General features: G+C 70.2%; 19 protein-coding genes. 11 read left to right on the top strand and 8 right to left on the bottom strand.

Features of this window, described 5'->3' with window-relative positions:
• Positions 1-17: 17 nt before the first annotated feature.
• Positions 18-623: a ClpP family protease gene (locus tag F9C11_RS19535; RefSeq protein WP_409186303.1), complete on the bottom strand. Its 606-nt coding sequence runs from the start codon at positions 621-623 to the stop codon at positions 18-20.
• 142 nt (positions 624-765) lie between these two features.
• Entirely contained in the window at positions 766-2,148 is a 1,383-nt protein-coding gene (gene tig, locus F9C11_RS19530; protein ID WP_409186302.1) for a trigger factor, read from the bottom strand.
• A gap of 173 nt (positions 2,149-2,321) precedes the next feature.
• Between tig and F9C11_RS19525 the strand changes: the two genes are divergently transcribed.
• The 5 genes from F9C11_RS19525 (at position 2,322) to F9C11_RS19505 (ending at position 9,085) form a co-directional block, all read left to right on the top strand.
• A complete protein-coding gene (locus F9C11_RS19525; protein WP_409186301.1) occupies positions 2,322-3,170 on the top strand; it encodes a fructosamine kinase family protein in 849 nt (282 codons plus the stop codon).
• 355 nt (positions 3,171-3,525) lie between these two features.
• Positions 3,526-5,040: a sensor histidine kinase gene (locus F9C11_RS19520; protein WP_409186300.1), complete on the top strand. Its 1,515-nt coding sequence runs from the start codon at positions 3,526-3,528 to the stop codon at positions 5,038-5,040.
• Positions 5,041-5,239: 199 nt separating this feature from the next.
• Positions 5,240-6,502, top strand: a complete 1,263-nt coding sequence (locus F9C11_RS19515) for a glycosyltransferase (RefSeq protein ID WP_409186299.1) — start codon at positions 5,240-5,242, stop codon at positions 6,500-6,502.
• A complete protein-coding gene (locus F9C11_RS19510) occupies positions 6,499-8,295 on the top strand; it encodes an ArnT family glycosyltransferase (RefSeq protein WP_409186298.1) in 1,797 nt (598 codons plus the stop codon). The genes F9C11_RS19515 and F9C11_RS19510 overlap by 4 nt, the downstream gene beginning before the upstream one ends.
• 88 nt (positions 8,296-8,383) lie before the next feature.
• Entirely contained in the window at positions 8,384-9,085 is a 702-nt protein-coding gene (locus tag F9C11_RS19505) for a PP2C family protein-serine/threonine phosphatase (RefSeq protein WP_409186297.1), read from the top strand.
• Between the two features lie 6 nt (positions 9,086-9,091).
• Here the strand turns inward: F9C11_RS19505 and F9C11_RS19500 are convergent, their stop codons facing one another.
• The 4 genes from F9C11_RS19500 to F9C11_RS19485 all read right to left on the bottom strand — a co-directional run bounded on the left by F9C11_RS19500 (position 9,092) and on the right by F9C11_RS19485 (position 11,972).
• The gene (locus tag F9C11_RS19500; RefSeq protein ID WP_409186296.1) at positions 9,092-9,577 is read right to left on the bottom strand and encodes a DUF2127 domain-containing protein; all 486 of its coding nucleotides are present in this window, start codon (positions 9,575-9,577) and stop codon (positions 9,092-9,094) included.
• A gap of 243 nt (positions 9,578-9,820) precedes the next feature.
• A complete protein-coding gene (locus tag F9C11_RS19495) occupies positions 9,821-10,294 on the bottom strand; it encodes a hypothetical protein (RefSeq protein WP_409186295.1) in 474 nt (157 codons plus the stop codon).
• Between the two features lie 277 nt (positions 10,295-10,571).
• Positions 10,572-10,802, bottom strand: a complete 231-nt coding sequence (locus F9C11_RS19490) for a zinc finger protein (protein ID WP_409186294.1) — start codon at positions 10,800-10,802, stop codon at positions 10,572-10,574.
• Positions 10,803-11,345: 543 nt separating this feature from the next.
• The gene (locus tag F9C11_RS19485; protein WP_409186293.1) at positions 11,346-11,972 is read right to left on the bottom strand and encodes a maleylpyruvate isomerase family mycothiol-dependent enzyme; all 627 of its coding nucleotides are present in this window, start codon (positions 11,970-11,972) and stop codon (positions 11,346-11,348) included.
• A gap of 486 nt (positions 11,973-12,458) precedes the next feature.
• Here F9C11_RS19485 and F9C11_RS19480 point away from each other — a divergent pair, with 486 nt between their 5' ends.
• From F9C11_RS19480 to F9C11_RS19465, 4 genes are all read left to right on the top strand, one after another.
• The gene (locus F9C11_RS19480) at positions 12,459-12,797 is read left to right on the top strand and encodes a hypothetical protein (protein ID WP_409186292.1); all 339 of its coding nucleotides are present in this window, start codon (positions 12,459-12,461) and stop codon (positions 12,795-12,797) included.
• A 1,072-nt stretch (positions 12,798-13,869) separates the two neighbouring features.
• Complete coding sequence (locus tag F9C11_RS19475; protein WP_409186291.1) at positions 13,870-14,148, top strand: DUF397 domain-containing protein; 279 nt, start codon at positions 13,870-13,872, stop codon at positions 14,146-14,148.
• 139 nt (positions 14,149-14,287) lie between these two features.
• On the top strand, positions 14,288-15,181 hold the full coding sequence (locus F9C11_RS19470; protein WP_409186290.1) for a helix-turn-helix domain-containing protein: 894 nt from the start codon (positions 14,288-14,290) through the stop codon (positions 15,179-15,181).
• 38 nt (positions 15,182-15,219) lie between these two features.
• Complete coding sequence (locus F9C11_RS19465) at positions 15,220-16,089, top strand: SAM-dependent methyltransferase (protein WP_409186289.1); 870 nt, start codon at positions 15,220-15,222, stop codon at positions 16,087-16,089.
• A 16-nt stretch (positions 16,090-16,105) separates the two neighbouring features.
• Here F9C11_RS19465 and F9C11_RS19460 read toward each other — a convergent pair whose 3' ends face one another.
• Complete coding sequence (locus F9C11_RS19460; RefSeq protein WP_409186288.1) at positions 16,106-16,948, bottom strand: NAD(P)H-binding protein; 843 nt, start codon at positions 16,946-16,948, stop codon at positions 16,106-16,108.
• Positions 16,949-17,037: 89 nt separating this feature from the next.
• Between F9C11_RS19460 and F9C11_RS19455 the strand changes: the two genes are divergently transcribed.
• Positions 17,038-17,415 (top strand): winged helix-turn-helix transcriptional regulator, encoded by a 378-nt coding sequence (locus F9C11_RS19455; protein ID WP_409186287.1) that lies wholly within the window; start codon positions 17,038-17,040, stop codon positions 17,413-17,415.
• Positions 17,416-17,471: 56 nt separating this feature from the next.
• Here the strand turns inward: F9C11_RS19455 and F9C11_RS19450 are convergent, their stop codons facing one another.
• Complete coding sequence (locus F9C11_RS19450; RefSeq protein WP_409186286.1) at positions 17,472-18,311, bottom strand: helix-turn-helix domain-containing protein; 840 nt, start codon at positions 18,309-18,311, stop codon at positions 17,472-17,474.
• A gap of 101 nt (positions 18,312-18,412) precedes the next feature.
• Between F9C11_RS19450 and F9C11_RS19445 the strand changes: the two genes are divergently transcribed.
• Positions 18,413-19,177 carry an SDR family oxidoreductase gene (locus F9C11_RS19445; RefSeq protein WP_409186285.1) on the top strand — a complete coding sequence of 255 codons (765 nt, stop codon included), beginning with the start codon at positions 18,413-18,415 and terminating at the stop codon, positions 19,175-19,177.
• Position 19,178: the final 1 nt, after the last annotated feature.

The raw sequence follows: 19,178 nt of genomic DNA, 5'->3' as shown, positions 1-19,178 counted from the left end.
CCTGTGTGCTTGCGGGCTCAGTTGCTCGAGTTCATGCCGCTGTCGCGGGTCAGCACGTGGTCGACGAAGCCGTAGTCCTTCGCCTCCTGCGCGGTGAACCAGCGGTCGCGGTCGCCGTCCTTGATGATCTGCTCGGTGGTCTGCCCGGTCTGCTCGGCGGTGATCCGCGCCAGCTCCTGCTTCCACTTGTTGAACAGGTCCGCCTGGATCGCGATGTCGGAGGCGGTGCCGCCGACGCCCGCGGACGGCTGGTGCATCAGGATGCGCGCGTGCGGGAGCGCGTAGCGCTTGCCGGGGGTGCCCGAGGACAGCAGGAACTGCCCCATCGAGGCCGCCATGCCCATCGCGTAGGTCGCCACGTCCGGGCGGATCAGCTGCATGGTGTCGTAGATCGCGAACCCGGCCGTCACCGAGCCGCCCGGCGAGTTGATGTAGAACCGGATGTCCGATTCGGCGTCGTCCGCGTCGAGCAGCAGGAGCTGCGCGGTGAGCCGGTTGGCGACCTCGTCGTTGACCTCGGAGCCGAGAACGACGATGCGCTCCTGGAGCAACCGCTCGAACACCGAGTCGGCGAGGTTGAGCCCCGCGGTGCCGGTCCGCCCCTCGGGCATGTGCTGCTTCACGTCTGCCTGCCTTTTCACCGGCGGCGGGCCGCCTGTGAGAGCCGCGCCGCCGCTGTCGTGTTCATGCTTGAGATCTTGCAACCGACCCTAACGAACTTGGGCGGTGCAGAATGCCTGACACCGCCCAAGTTCGCTCACAGCTTTACTCCGCGGGGGTCGCCGCCGCTTCTTCGGTGACCTGCGTCTCCTCGGCGGGGGCTTCTTCGTCCGCGCCGAACAGCTCGCTGAGGTCGACCTCCGCCCCGGACGCGTCCTTCACCGTGGTGCCGCGCACGACGGAGGCGAGCGCCTTGCCGCGGCGGACGTCGGCGTAGATGGCGGTCAGCTGGCCGGACTGCTGGGCCCGCTGCACGTACTCGTCCGGGCTGACGCCGAAGCGCTGCGCCTGGTAGATGATCCGCTCGGTGAGCTCGCCGTCGTTGACCGAGGTCTTCTCCTTGTCGGCGATGGTGTCCAGCAGCAGCTGCGTGCGGACGGCCTTCTCCGACTCCTCCTTGACCTCGGCGTTGAACTCCTCGAGGGTGCGCCCCTCGGCCTCGAGCGCCTTGGCGAACTTCTCCTCGTCGTGGTCGAACGGGTGGACCGCGTCGTGCTTGCGGTTCTCGATCTCGGCCTCGACGACCTTCTCCGGCAGCGGCACCTCGGTGCGCTCGAGCAGGATCTCGAGGACCTTGTCGCGCGCCTGGACGCCCTGCTGCATCTTCTTGACGCGGCCGAGGCGGGTGCGCAGGTCCTCGCGCAGCTCGTCGATCGTGTCGAACTCGCTCGCGAGCTGGGCGAACTCGTCGTCGGCCTCGGGCAGCTCGCGCTCCTTGACCGACTGCACGGTGACGGTGACCTCGGCGTCCTGGCCGGCGAACTCGCCCGCGACCAGCTTGGTGGTGAACACCTTGGTCTCGCCGGCGGTGGCCCCGACGATCGCCTCGTCGATGCCGTCCACGAGCTGGCCGGAGCCGATCTCGTAGGACAGGCCGGTGGTGGAGGCCTCTTCGACGGCCTTGCCGTCGACGGTGGCCGAGAGGTCGATCGACACGAAGTCGCCGGTCTGGGCCGGGCGCTCGACGCCGGTCAGGGTGCCGAAGCGGGCGCGCAGCTCGTCGAGCTGCTCGGCGACCTCGTCGTCGGTGGTCTCGACGTCGTCGACGCTGATCTCGAGGCCGGCGAGGTCGGGCAGCTCGATCTCCGGCCGCACGTCGACCTCGGCGCTGAACTCCAGCACCTCGCGGTCCTCGAGCTTGGTCACCTCGAACTCGGGCTGGCCGAGCGTCCGGACCTCGCCCGCGCGGACGGCCTCGATGTACTTGGCCGGGATGGCCTCGTTGACGACCTCGTCGAGCACCGGCGCGCGGCCGATCCGGCTTTCCAGGACGCGAGCGGGGACCTTGCCGGGGCGGAAACCGGGGACGCGCACCTGCTGGGCGATCTTCCGGTAGGCGGCGTCGAAGTTCGGCTTGAGCTCGTCGAACGGCACCTCGACATTGATCTTCACTCGCGTCGGGCTGAGCTGCTCGACGGTGCTCTTCAAGGTCTTCTCCTCGAGCGGTAAACGATGGGGGCGGACAGTCCCTCGGGACCGCCCCGGTCACCTGCTGACCGGGATATCCGAGTCTAGGCCAGAGGCTTGACAAGACTGGCTGCGGGGCACCCCGCCAGCGTCTCGATCAGCGGAGGCCCGCGGAGACCCGTAGCGTTCGGGCCGTGGTTTCCGGGCAGCAGAGCGAAGGTCCGGCCGGCGCCGCCGCGCGGCTCACCGGATTCAAGGCAGTCTCGCAGGGCTCCTCGGGTACGCTCAGCGAGATCACCCTAACCGACGGTAGCCAAACTTTCGACGCAGTGGTCAAACGCGGCCACGCTCCCCGCGCGACCCGCGCCGAAGCAGCCGGACTGCGCTGGCTAGCCGAAGCGAACGCTGTCCGAATCCCCCGGGTGCACGCCGCGGACGACACCTGGCTGGTCCTGGACCGGGTAACGGAGAGCACGCCAGCGCACGCCGAAGAATTCGGCCGCAACCTGGCCCGCCTGCACGCGGCCGGAGCCCCCGCGTTCGGCTCCCCTCCGCCAGACGGCTTGACCGACGCGTGGATCGGAACCGCCCCGATGCGCAACACCCCAGCCGACTCGTGGCCAGAGTGGTACGCCGAAGACCGAATCCTCCCGTACGTCCGAATGGCCTCCGAAATCCTCGACCCGGCGGTCTTCGAACGAGCCTGCGCGCGAATCCCGTCGGTAACGGGCCCTCCAGAACCCCCGGCCCGCCTGCACGGAGACCTGTGGAGCGGCAACGTCCTGTGGGACGCGACCGGCGCGGTCCTGATCGACCCGGCCGCCCACGGCGGTCACCGAGAAACAGACCTGGCCATGCTGCACCTCTTCGGCTGCCCGCACCTGGACCGGATCATCGCCGCCTACGACGAATACGCCCCCCTCGCAGACGGCTATCGAGAACGGATCCCCCTGCACCAGCTCTTCCCGCTCCTGGTGCACACCGTCCTCTTCGGACGCCCCTACGCCGGACAAGCAACCGCGGCCGCACGCTCCCTGGGCTGACCGAGCCACCTGCCTGAGCCACCTCACCGGGGCGCTAGCCCCGCCCTGGAACCGCCGCCGATGCACCCAAAAGGGATGCACCCGGCCCTCCAACCGCAACCGCTGCACCCAGAAAGCGAGGCACCCAGCCCCTCCCCCGCCCCCGATACAAAGCCGCCCTGCGGTTCGGGGGTGCTTGTCAAGGCATCTTTCCCGCCTTGACAAGCACCCCCGAACCGTCAGCACAATGAAAAATCGGGGTGCCCCACGCAACCACTAACCGGCAATGCCGCCCGCCAGGGCGACGAGCCGAACCACAGCCCCCTCACAGCACCCACACATCACCCCCACACCCACCCGCCGCACCCTCGACCCCATGCCCGCCCGCGCAAAGCCCCCTCCCCACCGGGGCCAGCACTCCCTGCGCGCCAAGCTCACCCTCTCCGCGATCACCCTCCTCTCCCTGGTCTGCCTGACCATCGGCGTGATCAGCGAACTGGCCCTCCGCACCTTCCTCCTGGCCCAAACCGACACCCAGCTCTCCGCAGCCGCCTCCCGCGCCCTGGACTACGCCACCCACCCAGCCCCTCCCGACGACCGCACCCCGCTCGACGCCCCAGGCCAAGGCGCGGGAACGATCACCGCCCACTTCTCCCCAGACGGCGCCAACGGGACCGGCGGCTGGCTCTCCCCGCACGGCCAGCGCCTGTCCCTCACCGAAGACGAACTGGCCGCCCTCCAAGACCTCCCCGCCGACGGCCGCCCCTACACCCGAGCCCTCGGCACCCTCGGCGACTACCGCCTGACCGCCTTCCCAGTCCCCGACGGCGTAGTCATCACCGGCGTCCCCCTGGCCCCCATGCAGCAGACGCTCCTCACCGTCGGCCTGATCCTCTTCGGCGTAGCCGCCGCCGGAGTGACCGGCGCGGCATTCCTGGGCGCCTTCGCCGTCCGCCGAACCCTCCGGCCCCTGGAACGCGTCGCCGAAACCGCCTCCCGAGTCTCCGAACTCCCGCTGGACCGAGGCGACGTCGACCTGTCCGTCCGAGTCCCCGCCGAAGACACCGATCCCCGCACCGAGGTCGGCCAGGTCGGCGCGGCGCTGAACCACATGCTCGGCCACATCTCCTCCGCTCTCGAAGCCCGGCACGCCAGCGAACTCCGCGTCCGCCGCTTCGTCGCCGACGCCAGCCACGAACTCCGCACCCCGCTCGCCGCCATCCGCGGCTACGCCGAACTCGCCGGACGCTCCGGCAGCCACGCCCCGCCGGACGTCGAGCACTCGATGTCGCGGATCGAGTCCGAAGCAGACCGCATGACGGCCCTGGTCGAAGACCTCCTCCTGCTCGCCCGCCTGGACGCGGGCCGCCCGCTCGACGCGGCCGAAGTCGACCTGACCCGCTTGGTCGCGGACGCGGTCGGCGACGCACACGTGGCCGGCCCGCACCACGTCTGGCAGCTCGCGCTGCCGGACGAACCGATCCTCGTGCTGGGAGATGTCCAACGGCTGCACCAGGTTTTGGCCAATCTGCTCGCGAACGCCCGCGTCCACACGCCACCCGGCACGACGGTGGTCACCACCCTCACTCGAGCCGCGGACGGCAGCGCCGTGGTGACAGTGACCGACAACGGCCCAGGCATCCCGCCGGAGCTGCAGCCAGCGGTGTTCGAACGCTTCGCGCGCGGAGATTCGTCCCGGTCCCGGGCAGCCGGTTCGACCGGGCTGGGCCTGGCGATCGCCTCCGCCGTGCTGACCGCACACGACGGCGCCATCGCGATGCGCAGCCGTCCCGGCCAGACGGAATTCTCCGTGCGGCTTCCGATCGCGGTCCCGGCGCAGCGCACCCCACGCATGGCCGACCGCAAGTCCCACAGCGGGCACACAGGGTAGGCACATCCCGGCTCCAGGTCGCGCCGCGAGGCTGGCCCGGTTGTTCGGAGACGAGCTGCCGGCCCGGTGGCCGACAACCACCGAGTGACCACAGTGGACAGTGTCCCGATGTATGACCTGACGGCCTGATTCGCAGTCACACAGCGCAGGCACAGGAGCACCACAAGGTGGCCAAAGCCCGGCAGACGACGGTGAACGCATGAACGCCACCGCCCCCTCCCGCAGCGGCGCCCCGCGGCCCGGGACGACTCCGGTCGGCCTCGGCGGCCCGCATCCCGTCCTCGACGTCGTCATCCCGGTCTACAACGAGGAATCCGACCTCGAACCGTGCGTCCGCAGATTGCGGGCGCACCTCGCCGAACGCGCCGGGTACCCGTACCGGATCACCGTCGCGGACAACGCGAGCACCGACAAAACCCTTGCCGTGGCCGAAGAACTGGCTCGCGAGTTTCCCGAGGTCGAGGTGCGCCACCTGGACGAGAAGGGCCGCGGCAACGCGCTGCAGGCCGTCTGGTCCTCTTCGGACGCCGCCGTGCTCGCGTACATGGACGTGGACCTGTCCACCGACCTCGCCGCGCTCGATCCGCTTGTCGCGCCGCTGTTGTCCGGGCATTCGGACGTCGCGATCGGCAGCCGGCTCGCTCGCGGCGCCCGGGTGGTGCGCGGGCCGAAGCGGGAGTTCCTTTCCCGCTGCTACAACCTGCTCCTCCGCGGCACGCTGGCGGCGCGGTTTTCCGACGCGCAATGCGGGTTCAAGGCGATCCGCGCCGACGTCGCCCGCGCGCTGCTCCCGCACGTGCGCGACACCGGCTGGTTTTTCGACACCGAACTGCTCGTGCTCGCCCAGCGCGCCGGGCTGCGGATCCACGAGGTGCCGGTCGACTGGGTCGACGACCCGGACTCGTCGGTCGACCTCGTCGCGACCGCCGCCGCGGACCTCAAAGGCATCGCCCGGGTCACGCGCGCGACCCTCACCGGCGAGATCCCCGTGCACCGGCTGCGCGAACAGCTCGGCCGCGAACCGATCGGCGTGGAGGCCCCCGGAGTGTCCCCGAGCCTGGTCAAGCAACTCGTGCGGTTCGCCGCGGTCGGCGTCGCCAGCACCGTCGCGTACCTGCTGCTTTTCCTGCTGCTGCGGACGATGGCCGGCGCGCAGGCGGCCAACTTCACCGCGCTGCTCGTCACCGCCGTCGCGAACACTGCGGTGAACCGGCGCGTGACGTTCGGCGTCCGCGGCCGGGCCGGAGCCGGGCGGCACCAGTTCGAAGGGCTGCTCGTGTTCGGCCTCGGGCTGGCGCTGACCAGCGGTTCGCTCGCGCTGCTCAACCACACCACCCATCCCGGAATCGTCTTGGAGACGACCGTGCTCGTGCTGGCGAACCTCGCCGCCACGGTGCTCCGTTTCCTGCTGCTTCGGGGCTGGGTCTTCAATCCGCGCCGTACCGCGAAGGAGTCGTCTTGAGCACTGTCCTGTCCGCCCGGCCCGCCGCCCCGGATCGCGCGCGGGCGCGCTGGGTCCGCCCGTCGGTGTTCGGCCTGCTGGCGCTCACCGCGGTGCTGTACTTCTGGAATCTGACCGCTTCCGGGTTCGGCAATTCGTTCTACGCCGCGGCCGTGCAATCGGGCACGCAAAGCCTGAAGGCGTGGCTGTTCGGTTCGCTGGACGCCGGGAACGTGCTCACTGTCGACAAACCGCCTGCCGCGCTGTGGGTCGGGACGGCCTTCGCGCGCGTTTTCGGGTTCTCCAGCTTCACCGTGCTCGCCCCGCAGGCGCTGATGGGTGTCGGCTCGGTCGGGTTGCTGTATCTGACTGTGCGCCGGGTTTCCGGGCCACTGCCGGGATTGCTGGCCGGGGCGATGCTGGCGCTGACGCCGGTCGCCGCGTTGATGTTCCGCTTCAACAACCCGGACGCGTTGCTGGTGCTGTTGCTGATCGCCGGTGCGTACTGCACGGTGCGGGCGGTCGAGCAGGCCAGTGCTCGGTGGCTGGTTTTCGCTGGCGTGGCAATCGGTTTCGGGTTCCTGACGAAGATGATGCAGGCGTTCCTGGTGCTGCCCGCGTTCGCACTCGCGTACCTGGTCGCCGCGCCGACCGGCCTGGGGAAACGCTTGCTGCACTTGGTTTACGCCGGGCTCGCGGTGCTCGGATCGGCGGGCTGGTTCGTGGCGCTGGTGGAGATCTGGCCGTCGGCTTCGCGGCCGTACATCGGCGGGTCGACCGGGGACAGCCTGCTGGAGCTGGCCCTCGGGTACAACGGGCTCGGGCGGATCTTCGGCGGGCAGGGCAACGGTGGTGGCGGTGTCGTCGGCGGCGGGATGGGCGGCGGGAACACCGCGTTCGGCGGCAGTTCCGGCCTCGGGCGGATGTTCGGCGCGAGCTTCGGCACCGAGATCTCGTGGCTCCTGCCCGCCGCGCTGATCGGGCTGACGGCCGGGTTGTGGTTCACCCGGCGGGCCGCGCGCACCGACCGGACCCGGGCATCGCTGCTGGTCTGGGGCGGGTGGCTGCTCGTGACCGGGCTGGTGTTCAGCTTCATGAGCGGCACCGTGCACCCGTACTACGCGGTGCAGCTCGCGCCCGCGATCGCCGCGCTGGTCGCGATTTCCGGGCACGCGCTGTGGCGCGGCCGGGCGCATACCGCACCGCGGATGGTGCTGGGCGGGATGATCGCGGCGACCGCGGTGTGGGACTTCATCCTGCTGGACCGGACGCCGGACTGGTTTCCTTTGCTGCGCTGGATAATCGTGGGGCTGGGGTTGCTCGTGAGCACTGTGGTGGTGGTCGGAGTCCCGCGCGTGCGGACCGTCTTCGCGGTGGCGGTCGTGCTGACGCTCGGGATTGGCACCGCCGGGTATGCCGTGGAGACGGTTTCGTTGCCGCACAATGGTTCCATCCCGACTTCAGGTCCGCGTACCGGCTTGCGCGTCTTCGGCATGCTGGACGAGACCAGCGGCGCCGTCGGCCAGCTATTGGGCGGCACGACGACGAAGTGGGCCGCCGCGACGACCGGATCGCAGTCGGCGGCGAGCCTCGAACTGGCCAGCGGCAAGTCGGTGATCGGCATCGGCGGCTGGAGCGGCAACGATCCGGCCCCGACGCTGGAGGAGTTCAAGCAGTACGTCGCGGCGGGCGAGGTGGCGTACTACGTGGACGGCGGCCGGGCCGGCGAGTCGAACGACATCGCCGAGTGGGTGGCCGCGAACTTCGCCGCGACCACGATCGGTGGCGAAACTGTTTACCAGCTCACCCGGTAGGCCCGGAAATCCTCAGCCTCCTCCCAGGAACGAGGCGCATTCTGGAGAGCACGGAGAGTCGTCCGCCGCGAACGTCCGGGAGGTCACGATGGCCGGATACCCACGCTGGCACACCGCGAGCGAACAGGGGCCGCGCGAGCGCAACGCCGACGCGGTGAGCGCCTACGCGGCCGCCGGGGCACGCGGAATCACCTTCGCGCTCGCCGACGGCGTCGGGGACGACCCCGGCGCCGGGCGGGCCGCCCAGGTCGCCGCCGCGGCCGCCGCGCGCACGCCGGTCGAATCCGGCCCGGTCACGGCGATTTTGGCGGCCCAGCAAGCAGTTCGCCGCCTGGGCGGCACCGGAGACGCGGTTCTCGTGGTGGCGATGCCCTTCGCCGGCGGATACCGGATCGCGTGGGTCGGCGACGCGCGAGCGTACTCGTGGGACGGGTCGATGATCCACAAACTCACGCAGGACCACACGATGGCGGAGTATTTCCGGTCGCGGCACCAGCCGTACTCGCCGCGGATGGAGCACCTGGTGACCACGAGCGTCCGCACGACGAAACCGGAGGAGATCGGCACGACGGAAGCCCCGAGCGGCGGCCTCCTGCTCACCAGCGACGGAGTGCACAAGGTCCTGCCGCCCGCGACGATCGACGAAATCCTCGCCGACCCGGCCCGCGGCGCCTCGGCGTTGGTCGCGACCGCCATCGCCCTGGGCGGCCGCGACAACGCGACGGCGCTGTTCGTGGAAGCCCCGGACGTGGCCGCACTGGCCACCGAGAGGTTTCCGACGGCCGCCTGAGCGAGGTCAGGCGCGCTCGCGTTTCAGGTTCCGGTACTCGCGATAGACGAGCACGATGATCACCGCGTCGAGCGCTGCGAAGAACGGCAGCGCGATCGAATGCGTTTCGAAGGCGCGGTAAATCTCGTACACGACGAACGCGGCGAGCACGACCATCGCGACCGGGTAGGCGCGCACCCACTTGCGCGCGAGCGCCCACACGAGGCCGAGCTTGAGCAACCCGTGGGCCAGCAGGTACGCGACGGCGAACGTCTTGGTGCCCCCTCCGGCGAAGTGCTCGGCCGCGGATTCGAGATGCCGCGCGAGCGTGCCGGAGGGGTCGCCCAGCAGGTCGCGGGTCACGATCGCGTTGACGACCCCGGTGACGACCGTCGCGGGGATGAACGCCAGGATCAGCGCCCCGATCAGCTGAAGGGCTCCGTCGAGGCCCTTCAGCGTGATCGCGATCTTGAACAGCCGCTCGGTGGAACGGGTGGAGGTCTCCTCGCTCATCGGTACAGGAAACCGGAAAAGGCCCGAGGCCGCTGGGTTGACGGCCGGGTTTCGGACGGCTGATCCGGTTTGCGTGGCCTGGTGGGCGCCTCCTTTCGCGCGGTCCCATGGTTCCGGCACCCGGCTCGGGTCGCAGGCTGCTGGTACTTATCCCGCAGCTCCAATCTCGCGGCACAACCCACGCCGAGCGGTTCGCGCACCGACACTCCCCTGACGGCACCTGATCCCCGTTCGCGTAGCCCTTCATTCGCGAAGCATCGCCGCACCGCCCTTGCTCTGGCATTCCGCGCACCGCGCGTACCGTTTCGTGTGATCGTGCGGATCCCGCCCGAACACCGGAAAACACGCGGCTCCGCACAGCCCGAGATACACCGGCCCGCAGCGAAGCGGACGGCGTCCGACCTGATGCGCGAGCCGCGCCGCGTTCGCCGGCGCGCCCGCCTGCGGCAGCCAGCCGTGCGCGGGCAGGCTCGCCAGGACGGTCTCGTTCAGGTGATCGGCCCGCCGGATCAACGCCCGGCCGAGGTCGAGAAGCCGCTCGCCGAGGTCCCGCACCGCGTCCGGGCGCGGACATCGTTCGTCGAGCGCCCGGGTCAGGAAGGTGAGATCGAGGGCCAGGGTGGCCTGCAGGTCGCGAATCCAGGTGACCAGCTCGGGACCGGTGAGCCCGACCGCCGAATTGCGCTGCTCCGGGAGCCTGCTCCAGTGCCCGGTCATGCGCCGGTCCTCGCGAGTGCCCTGCCGCCCGCGCGGGCTCCCACTGCGCTGAACGCCCGCCATGACCCCGAACTGGGTGCTCCGACTGCCAACTCTCGAACCGGAGCCACTTCCCAACGCGTCGCCAGCCGCAACGCCGGTACCAGCCTGGGCTCCACCGCTGGCGGTATCGGCACCACTCCGTGCTCCCGCCACGGCGTCAACGTCCAGCGCTCCGAGGCAGCTGCCCCGTCCGGCACCGCCGCGATCCGCGCGCGCGAGGCCGTCACCGCACTGCTCACGCCAGGCACCGTTCTTCGCTCGAGCGGTCCTGTCCCTGGAGGCGGCGCCATTCGTCCGCGCACTCAAGGCACGTCGGATCGAACCAATGCCCGCCGAGCTGCGGCACGTCCCGCCGGGCGACCGTGACTTCCGCTCCGCACAGCGCGGTGAACGTTTCGCCGGGTCGCGGCGCGAACGGTCCGTCCAGTGCGTGCCGTTTTCCTTCCGCCTGCTGCCATCTGAACACCGGACTCCTCCCCTTGTGGTGCTTGGAGTCCCATTTGGGATGTCGCCGCCGCGTAACGCAAGCCCCCGTTCCGGGTGATCATCGGAACCGGGTTTTTCCTGCGGCCACAAGGACTTTCCGCGTCCGTCCGGCGACTGGACGCGGGTTACCGACGGGTTAGCTGTCACCAGGTGGTGACACCCCGGAGGGCGGACGCCGCCGCGGCGGTTACGGCACCGGTGCTGCCTCAGCGATGCGAGGCGCGGCAGCAGCCACGGCGCCGCGAGGGGGAAGGGCGGCGGGCGTCCGTACGGGCATCACCTCGCTTTCGGGAGTGCGGTCGGCGTCATGACTGCTGTTGCCAAGCGCATACGCAACCCCCGCGCGAGGGTTGTCACACGACCGTGGCGCGAAAAGCCAGGATGCGGACCCGATCGCGCCACGATGGTGTGGTGGATGACTCAGGCGCTTTCGGGTCGGCCGCGCCACCGTGCTGTGCTCCGGGCAAGGTCCGCCGCACTCCTTGGCTGTCCGCCAGCGCCAGCCGCCGGAGTCAGACCGGAATCACGCCACTGTCGTGCGGCTGATCAACACGTCGAGACCCGGCCCGGTCAGGTCGTCCGCCGCCGCGCGACGGCCTGCCAGGGCTAGCAGCAGGGCCTCTGCCGGGCCGCGGACTTCGATGCCGTTTCCGGACGTCCAGTCCACGTCCGTCGCCACCGCGCGCAAGCCGGTCAGCCGCCGCGACACTCCAAGCGGCGGCGCGCGCAGCGACAGTTCCAGCGCCCGGCGCAGCCGCGCCGCCGGGATCGTTCGCGGCAGTCCCAGCGGGCGGCGGATGTCCTGCTGATGGATGAGGCCGTCGAGAAATCCGATCATTCCGCCGAACTTGCCCAGGAGCCGTCCCGGTTGCGGGTGCCGTCGCAGGACGCCGATCAGCTCCTCCGGCGCGCGCACCCGGTACTCGGCGAGGCCGATCTCGTTGGCCCGCTTCAGCGACAGCCGGGCGCGGACGAGCCGTCGCGCCAGCTGGCGACCGCTCAGTTCGTCATAGCTCACGACGTGCGCGACGACCGAACGCACGTTCCAGCCGGCACACAGCGTCGGCTGCTCCCATTGCTCCGGCGCGAGGGTCTCCAGGAAGTCCGCGAAGTCGGCCCGTTCCTCGCGCGCCAGCGTCCGTACGTCCATGTCCTCCCCGTCCGCAGCGGACACTCACCGTAGCAGCGGCCCGGTCGCGTTCGCCGGGTCGATCAAGGTGGAGACCCCCAAAGTGGACCTCGGCGCATCTTCACCTGATCGGGTCGAATATGCGTGACTTGATAACGCCCGGAATAGTTCGGCAGATCGCGAATACCCGTTTCCGGAAACATCAGGCAGGACGGCTCCGGCGAAGATTTTTCCGCCCCGGGTTAGCGCGATCGGCAGTGGGCATGCAAAGATGGCGTTGCCGCAGGCAGGAGGGGTTAAGAGGGTGGAATATTCCATTCCCCGGACGCCCGCCGCGGCCGCCGGAACCAGTTCCCCTCGGGGGCGGGCTGGGAACTGTGTTCCGGCACTTTTCCGGCGGACGAGAAAGGATGCGCAATGACCGTTCCTGGCGCGGACAATGCAGGCCAGGCATACCGTCGGACAGAAGAATCGGACATCCGCGACGACAGACCGTATGCCGTCGCCGTGAGTCAACGCCCCGGCCGGGTGACCGTGACGTTTCACGAACCGGGCATGCCGCAACCAGCTCCGACGGCGCCCTCGCCGCGACCGTGCACCCGCCCGGCCTATCCGTCGTGGAAGACCGCGCGGACGTCGGTCGAACTGGCCGCGCGACAGCCGGACGGCGGGACCCGGCCGTGGCAGCTGATCGCGCTCCTGCTGACGCTGCTCGTCGGGGCGACCGCGATCGTTTTCGCGACCGCCGGAGCCCCGGCCGGCCTCGCCACCGCGGGCGGAGTCGCCCTCGTACACGTCACCGGCGCGGTGCTGCGCAAGCGGCACACCGCGAACCGGGACGCCTGACCACCCTCGAAGCGGACGCCGGCGGCGGCTTACGGCCGCCCGCGTTCTGCGCTCCCGGTGCCCGGCTGGGCAGAGCCGGGCACCGGGAGACGAGGGATGTTTCCGGACTTGAGGCCAGGGCCGAGCACTGGCCGCAGGCGACGGCGGGCGGGCGGCAAGACCGGCATCGGGATCGCTGCCGCGCGGAGGCGGGGATGGCTCGCTCGTGCGGCTCGCGCTCAGCCCGGCTCCGGTTGGCCCCGACCGCTCGGCTCCGGCTGAGCCGACCGCTCGGCTCGGGCTTGGCCGCCCGGCGCTGCTCGGGCTGGGGTCACTCGGCACGGGCCGGGCCGCTCAGGTCGGCCGGGCTGGCTACTCGGTACGGGCTCGGCCGCCTGGCTTGCGCTTGGCCACTCGGCTCAGTCCTGGCAGCTCGACTCAGGCCTGGCCGCTTCGCTCGCGCTTGGCTGCTCGACCCCGGCGTGACCGCTCGACTAGCGCTGGGCCACTCGGCACGGGCTTGGCCGCTCAACTCCGGTGACCGCTCGGCACGGGCTTAGCCGCTCGGCTCGGCTCGGCTCGGCTCGGCTCGGCTCGGCTCGGCTCGGCTCGGCTCGGCTCGGCTCGGAGAAGCATCCCCGCCGCCGAAGATCCGCGCCCCGCTACCGAAGCAACGCAGGCCAAGCCGCAAATCCCAACGCAGCCGAACGTGGCAACCGCAGACAGCCCACCGGCCCACCCCAGCCCACCCCGGCCGCGCAGCATCACGAAGCGGCACAAGCGAAGCACCACCCACGCAGCCCACCGATCAACCGCTGAACAGGTATCACCAGCCACAGAAACCCCCAACCCCCGAAAAGCCACGAAAAAAGCAACCCCCACCCACAAACCCAACGAAATCCGCACCACCAATTCAGAATTGCACGTGCGAAAGCATTCCCGAATGCACGAGAAGTGTCCATTCAGGTGAAATCCCCGACGCACAGCGCCAGAGATCGACCAGCCCACTACCCTCAGGAATATTCCGAACACATTCCGTACTCCGCGGAATATTCCAATTCGCCGACCGAATACGAGAAAACGAGGGGTTGCAGTGGACACCTACGACCCGCACGAGCGCCAGCACGCGCAGCCGACCGACGCGCGCCGTTTCCCGGCCGCTGGGCCTGGTGCGCGGTTCCCGGACCACGCCTGGCGGAAGCCGTCGGCTTGCGGGCCGAATTCCGGGAACTGCGTCGAGGTCAACCTGGCCGCGCACGGGATGGTCGGGGTGCGGGACAGCAAGAGCGGCGACTCTCCCGTCCTGGTCTTCGACCGGGGCGAGTGGGCCAGCTTCGTCGAGGCCGTGCGGCGCGGGGAATTCGACTGCTGACCAGGCACGACCGCGAAACGCCTCGCCGGAGCCGCCGTCCGGCGGTGGCGAACCTCGCGCAAAAAGGCGCCGACCCGGCGGCCCATCCCCCGGGTCGGCGCATTATCATCGGAGGTTCTCACATCGGCCCCTGGACGAAATGACGGAGCCCCTGGTGACCTCGCCGATCCGGCAACCGCCGCCCTCCCTGCGGACCCAGCGTTCCCGGCTGGGCTCCCGGATCCTCCGGTGGCGCACCGCACGCGGGCTGACCCAGGTCGAACTCGCCGACGGGATCGGCTGCAAACAGCCCAAGATCCAGAAGATCGAGTCCGGCAAGGCGGGCACCCGGCCCGAGGATCTCGAGCGGATCGTCGAGGTCCTCGGCATCCCGCCCGCCGAGGCCGACCAGCTGCGGGAGCTCAACCAGGCCAACGATCCCTCCGCGCGCCGGGCCGAGCGCCGGATGATCACGCCGCAGTGGTTCCGCGAGATCCTGGAACGGGAACAGTCCGCCGCGGAAATCCTGAGCTGGACCGGCAATCGCATCCCGGGACTGCTCCAATCGGAGTATTACATGCTGGCCCAGTTCCAGGCCAGCCGCCAGGAGCGGGTCACCGACCGGGTCGCCGAACGCAAGGCGCGGCAACGGCTTTTCGACGCCTGCCCGGCTCCGCGGGCGGTCTTCATGCTGGAGTACAGCTGCATCGAGAAACTCGTCTACGGCACCAAGGCCAGCATCGCCACCGACCAGCTCGAGCACATGATCCGGCTCGTCGAAACGCATCCGTTCGTCGAGGTCCGGATCCTGCCGCGCGACGCGGCCGCGTACCCGGACGAGGATTTCACCATCCTGCGCTTCGCCCAGTCCGACCTTCCCGATTTCGCTTACCAGGAAAGCAAGGTCAAGCTCATCACCGTCCCGCGGAGCCAGGACGAGTTCGCCTCCTACGAGGAGTCGTGGGAAGCGCAGCTCGCCGCCACGCTGCCGCGCGAGGAATCCCTGCAGTACCTGAAGGAATGGGCGAGCCGCTGCGCGACCCCCGCCCGCTGACCGAAAACCGAAGCACCGAACGAAAGGAACCCCCGCCGGTGGCCGACGAACCCTTCCCGCCTCCCGGGGTCGACCTCGACCACCCGAGCGTCGCGCGCGTGTACGACTACTACCTCGGCGGCACCACGAACTGGACGATCGACCGGGAGTTCGCCGACGAGGTGATCCGCGAGTTCCCGCTGATCCGCCCGATCGCCAAGGCCAACCGGCTGTTCCTGCACCGGCTCGTGCGGCATCTGGTGAAAAAGGGCGTGCGGCAGTTCGTCGACATCGGCTCCGGCGTGCCGACGATGGGCCACGCGCACCAGGTCGCGGACGAACTCGCGCCGGGCGAGAGCCACGTCTGCTACGTCGACTACGAACCGGTCGCCGTCGCGCATTCGGAGACCCTGCTGCGCGAGTCGGGCGACCTCGACCGGCACGCGGTGATCCACGCCGACATGCGCGATCCGCGGCGGCTGTGGGACCAGATCGCCGCCACCGGCGTGATCGACGTCGAGAAACCGCTCGCGTTGCTGCTGATCGCGGTGCTGCACGTGCAGCAGCCGCCCGCCGAGGACAGCGGCAGCACCGAGGACCTCGGTCCGTCGATCGTCGCGCAGTACCGCGATCTCCTCGCCCCCGGCTCGTTCCTCGCGATCTCGCACATCACCGACCAGGGCGTGCCGTCCGACGTGGGCCCCGGGCTGGTCGAGCTGAAACAGCTGTACGACCGGTCGAGCAGCCCGGTGATCTGGCGGTCGCGCGAGGAGATCCAGGCGCTGTTCGGGTCGTTCGAGATGCTCGAACCGGGGCTGACCTGGACGCCGTCGTGGCATCCGGAGGAGTCCGGCGAAGGCGCGCCGCAGGTGGAATTCCCGACGCCGGCGCATTCGGTGATCCTCGCCGGGGCCGCGCGGAAACCGTGATTCGCGCGGACGCTGCTCACCGGAACGCGTCGACGCTGCGGCTGGCCCACGAAGCGAACGAAGTCGCCGGACGGCCCAGCACCTTCTCCACATCGGGGCTGACGCGCAGCTCGTCCGGGAGCGGCTGGCCGAGGATGTCGAGCGTGCCGTCGGCGACCGGTTCCGGCATCTGCCGCAGCATCTGCTCGCGGGCCCGCGCCCGGTCGAGTTCGACGAACTCCAGCGGTTCGCCGAGGGCAGCGCCGAGGATCTCCGCGCGCTGCCGCGGGCTCGTCGCCGCCGGTCCGGTGAGGACGTAAGTCCGCCCCGCGTGACCGGCGTCAGTCAGCGCGGCCGCGGCGGCTTCAGCGATGTCGAGCGGATCCACGGCCGGGAGCGCGACGTCGCCGAACGGCGAGAAAACCGTGCGCTGGGCCCGAATCGACGGGATCCAGGCGAAGCTGTTGGTCGTGAACCCGGCAGGCCGGAGGACTGTCCACTCCAGACCGGACGACCGCACCGTCTCCTCCAGCGCGGCGAGCGGCGCGTGCGAAACCGCCTCCGGCCGGGTTCCCGCGGCCTGTGACGACTGCAGAACGATCCGCGAGACACCAGCGTCGGCCGCGGCCCGCAGAACCGCCTCCCCGTCGACGTGCGCTCCCGCGCCGGAGACCAGCAGAAACAGTGCGTCCGCGCCCTTCAGCGCCGGAGCCAGGCTGGCCGCGTCAGCCAGATCCGCGACCATCGGGGCGACCCCGGGCAGCGACGGCGGCGGCGAACTCACTCCGCGGGAAACGGCGGTCACCGCGTGGCCGGCTCCGGTCAGGGACTCGACCAGCACGCGGCCGACGTTGCCCGTGGCACCAGTGACGACGATCATGACTTGCTCCTCGGCTAGGGGTCGAAAGCGACCCAGCGAGGCTAAAAGCCGTCCTACAGTAGGTTCCCCAGGGAAAGTATTGGAGCCGCATGACCACCACCGAGCGCACCGGGGCCGATCCGCTCGCCGCGTGCCGGATCAGCCCGGCCGTCGACCTGCTGTTCAGCCGGTGGACGACCCCGATCCTGTGGACGCTCAGCCAGTCCGGGCCGGTGCGGTTCGTCGAGCTGGAACGGCGGCTCGGCGCGACCGGGAAGGTCCTGACGCAGCGGCTCCGCCAGCTCGAGCGCGACGGCTTGGTGGAGCGGCGCTCCTACGCCGAGGTGCCGCCCCGCGTCGAGTACGAGATCACCGAACTCGGCCGGAGCCTGTCGCCGGTGTTCGCCGCGCTCGCCACCTGGACCGACGAGCATCTGCCTGCCGTGGAGAAGGCTCGCGACGCGTACACCGGGCCGCTTCCGCGCTGAGGCCTCGTGCGCGGCGATCCCGGTTCTCACCGGCAGCAGCACTCACGACGTCCTGGCTAACCGGCGAACTGCTCGTTGCCCAGCACGCCCAGCAGCTGGATCTTCTCGAACGCCTCGCTGCGCGGCGGCGCGGTCAGCACCAGCAGCGCCTGCGACTGGTCCTCGGTGAACAGCACCTGGCAGTCCACCTCGATCTCCCCCAGCTGCGGATGCACGAGCACCTTGTGGTCCTCGAACCGTTTGGCCACCTGGTGTTCTTCCCACAGCCGCGCGAATTCGGGGCTCTCGCGGGTCAGCGCGCGCACCAGTTCGCCCGCGCGCGAACGCGGCCCCATCGACCCGTGCACCACTCGCAGGTTCGCCACCAGCGCGCGGCTTTGCCGGTCCCGGTCGTGCTCGGGGTAGACGAGCCGCTCGTCCGGGTCGGTGAACCACCGGTAGATCTCGCTGCGCGCCAGTCCGGTGTAGTGCGACCGGTCGCCGTACAACGCTTCCGCGAACCGGTTCTGCACCAGCACCTCGCCGAGATTCGACAGGATCAGCGCGGGCGTGTCCGACAGCCGGTCGAGCACTCGCAGCAATGCCGGGGCGACGTGCGTCGCGGCGACGATCGGCGACGGCGCGTTGCGGCCGGCGAGGTGGAACAGGTAGTCGCGCTCGTCGTCGGTCAGCCGCAAGGCCCTGGCCAGCGCGGCCAGCATCTGCTCGCTCGGCTGCGGTCCGCGTTGCTGCTCCAGCCGGGTGTAGTAGTCGGTGGACATCGCCGCCAGCGCCGCGACCTCCTCGCGGCGCAGTCCAGCCGCCCGCCGCCGCGCGCCCGCGGGCAGCCCGACGTCCTCGGGGCGCAGTCCCTCGCGACGGCTGCGGAGGAAAACCGCCAGCTCAGCTCGATCCATGCGTCCAGTATCGGCTCGCTCCGGCCCGCCAGCCAGGGATCGCCGATCCCCCGATGTGCGCTCTCTGCCGCCGCCGCGGCGGCCGGCCGAAACTCGGTGGCATGAACATCACCGGAAACACCGTCTTCATCCCCGGCTCGACCAGCGGCATCGGCCTCGCGCTGGCCCGCGAACTGCGGGCGAAGGGCAACACCGTGATCGTCGGCGGGCGGCGCGCCGAACTGCTCGCCCGGATCGCCGCCGAGAACCCCGGACTCGACACCGTGCGGATCGACACCACCGACCCGGCGAGCATCGAGGCCGCGGCCAAGGAGGTGCTCGCGAAGCACCCGGACCTCAACGTGCTCGTGCCGATGGCGGGCATCATGCGCGTCGAGGACTGGCGCCGTCCGGAGTCCTTTTTGGACAGCGCAGAAGCGACGGTGACCACCAACGTCCTCGGCCCGATCCGGCTCATCGCCGCGTTCGTCGAGCACCTGCAGAGCCGGCCGGACGCCACCATCCTCACCGTCTCCTCGGGACTCGCCTTCGCGCCGCTGAAGGCCACGCCGAGCTACAACGCGTCCAAAGCCGCCATCCACCTGCTCAGCGAATCGCTGCGGCTGCAGCTGGCCGACACCTCGGTGAAGGTGGTCGAACTGGTGCCGCCGTCCGTGCGCACCGCGCTCCTGCCCGGCCAGGAGGAAAGCGAGTTCGCGATGCCGCTGGACGCCTTCGTCGACGAGGTCGTGGAGCTGCTCGAAACGCAGCCGGACGCCACCGAGATCCAGGTCGAGAACGTCAAATTCCTCCGGCACGGCGAGGCCCGCGGCGACTACCACCAGGTGGTGGCGATGCTCAACGCCGCGGACCCGCACGGGAAGTGAG

The organism is Amycolatopsis sp. VS8301801F10 (genome assembly GCF_046195355.1).
In the GTDB taxonomy this organism is placed as follows: Bacteria; Actinomycetota; Actinomycetes; order Mycobacteriales; family Pseudonocardiaceae; genus Amycolatopsis.
The sequence above is the reverse complement of the archived record's forward strand: the minus strand, read 5'-3'. Positions and strand labels throughout refer to the sequence as shown.

Coding starts and splice junctions, on each gene's coding strand:
- F9C11_RS19520 (WP_409186300.1), top strand. CDS start 3,526: ATGCCCGCCCGCGCAAAGCCCCCTCCCCACCGGGGCCAGCACTCCCTG.
- F9C11_RS19515 (WP_409186299.1), top strand. CDS start 5,240: ATGAACGCCACCGCCCCCTCCCGCAGCGGCGCCCCGCGGCCCGGGACG.
- F9C11_RS19505 (WP_409186297.1), top strand. CDS start 8,384: ATGGCCGGATACCCACGCTGGCACACCGCGAGCGAACAGGGGCCGCGC.
- F9C11_RS19500 (WP_409186296.1), bottom strand. CDS start 9,577: ATGAGCGAGGAGACCTCCACCCGTTCCACCGAGCGGCTGTTCAAGATC.
- F9C11_RS19495 (WP_409186295.1), bottom strand. CDS start 10,294: ATGACCGGGCACTGGAGCAGGCTCCCGGAGCAGCGCAATTCGGCGGTC.
- F9C11_RS19485 (WP_409186293.1), bottom strand. CDS start 11,972: ATGGACGTACGGACGCTGGCGCGCGAGGAACGGGCCGACTTCGCGGAC.
- F9C11_RS19470 (WP_409186290.1), top strand. CDS start 14,288: ATGACGGAGCCCCTGGTGACCTCGCCGATCCGGCAACCGCCGCCCTCC.
- F9C11_RS19460 (WP_409186288.1), bottom strand. CDS start 16,948: ATGATCGTCGTCACTGGTGCCACGGGCAACGTCGGCCGCGTGCTGGTC.
- F9C11_RS19455 (WP_409186287.1), top strand. CDS start 17,038: ATGACCACCACCGAGCGCACCGGGGCCGATCCGCTCGCCGCGTGCCGG.
- F9C11_RS19450 (WP_409186286.1), bottom strand. CDS start 18,311: ATGGATCGAGCTGAGCTGGCGGTTTTCCTCCGCAGCCGTCGCGAGGGA.
- F9C11_RS19445 (WP_409186285.1), top strand. CDS start 18,413: ATGAACATCACCGGAAACACCGTCTTCATCCCCGGCTCGACCAGCGGC.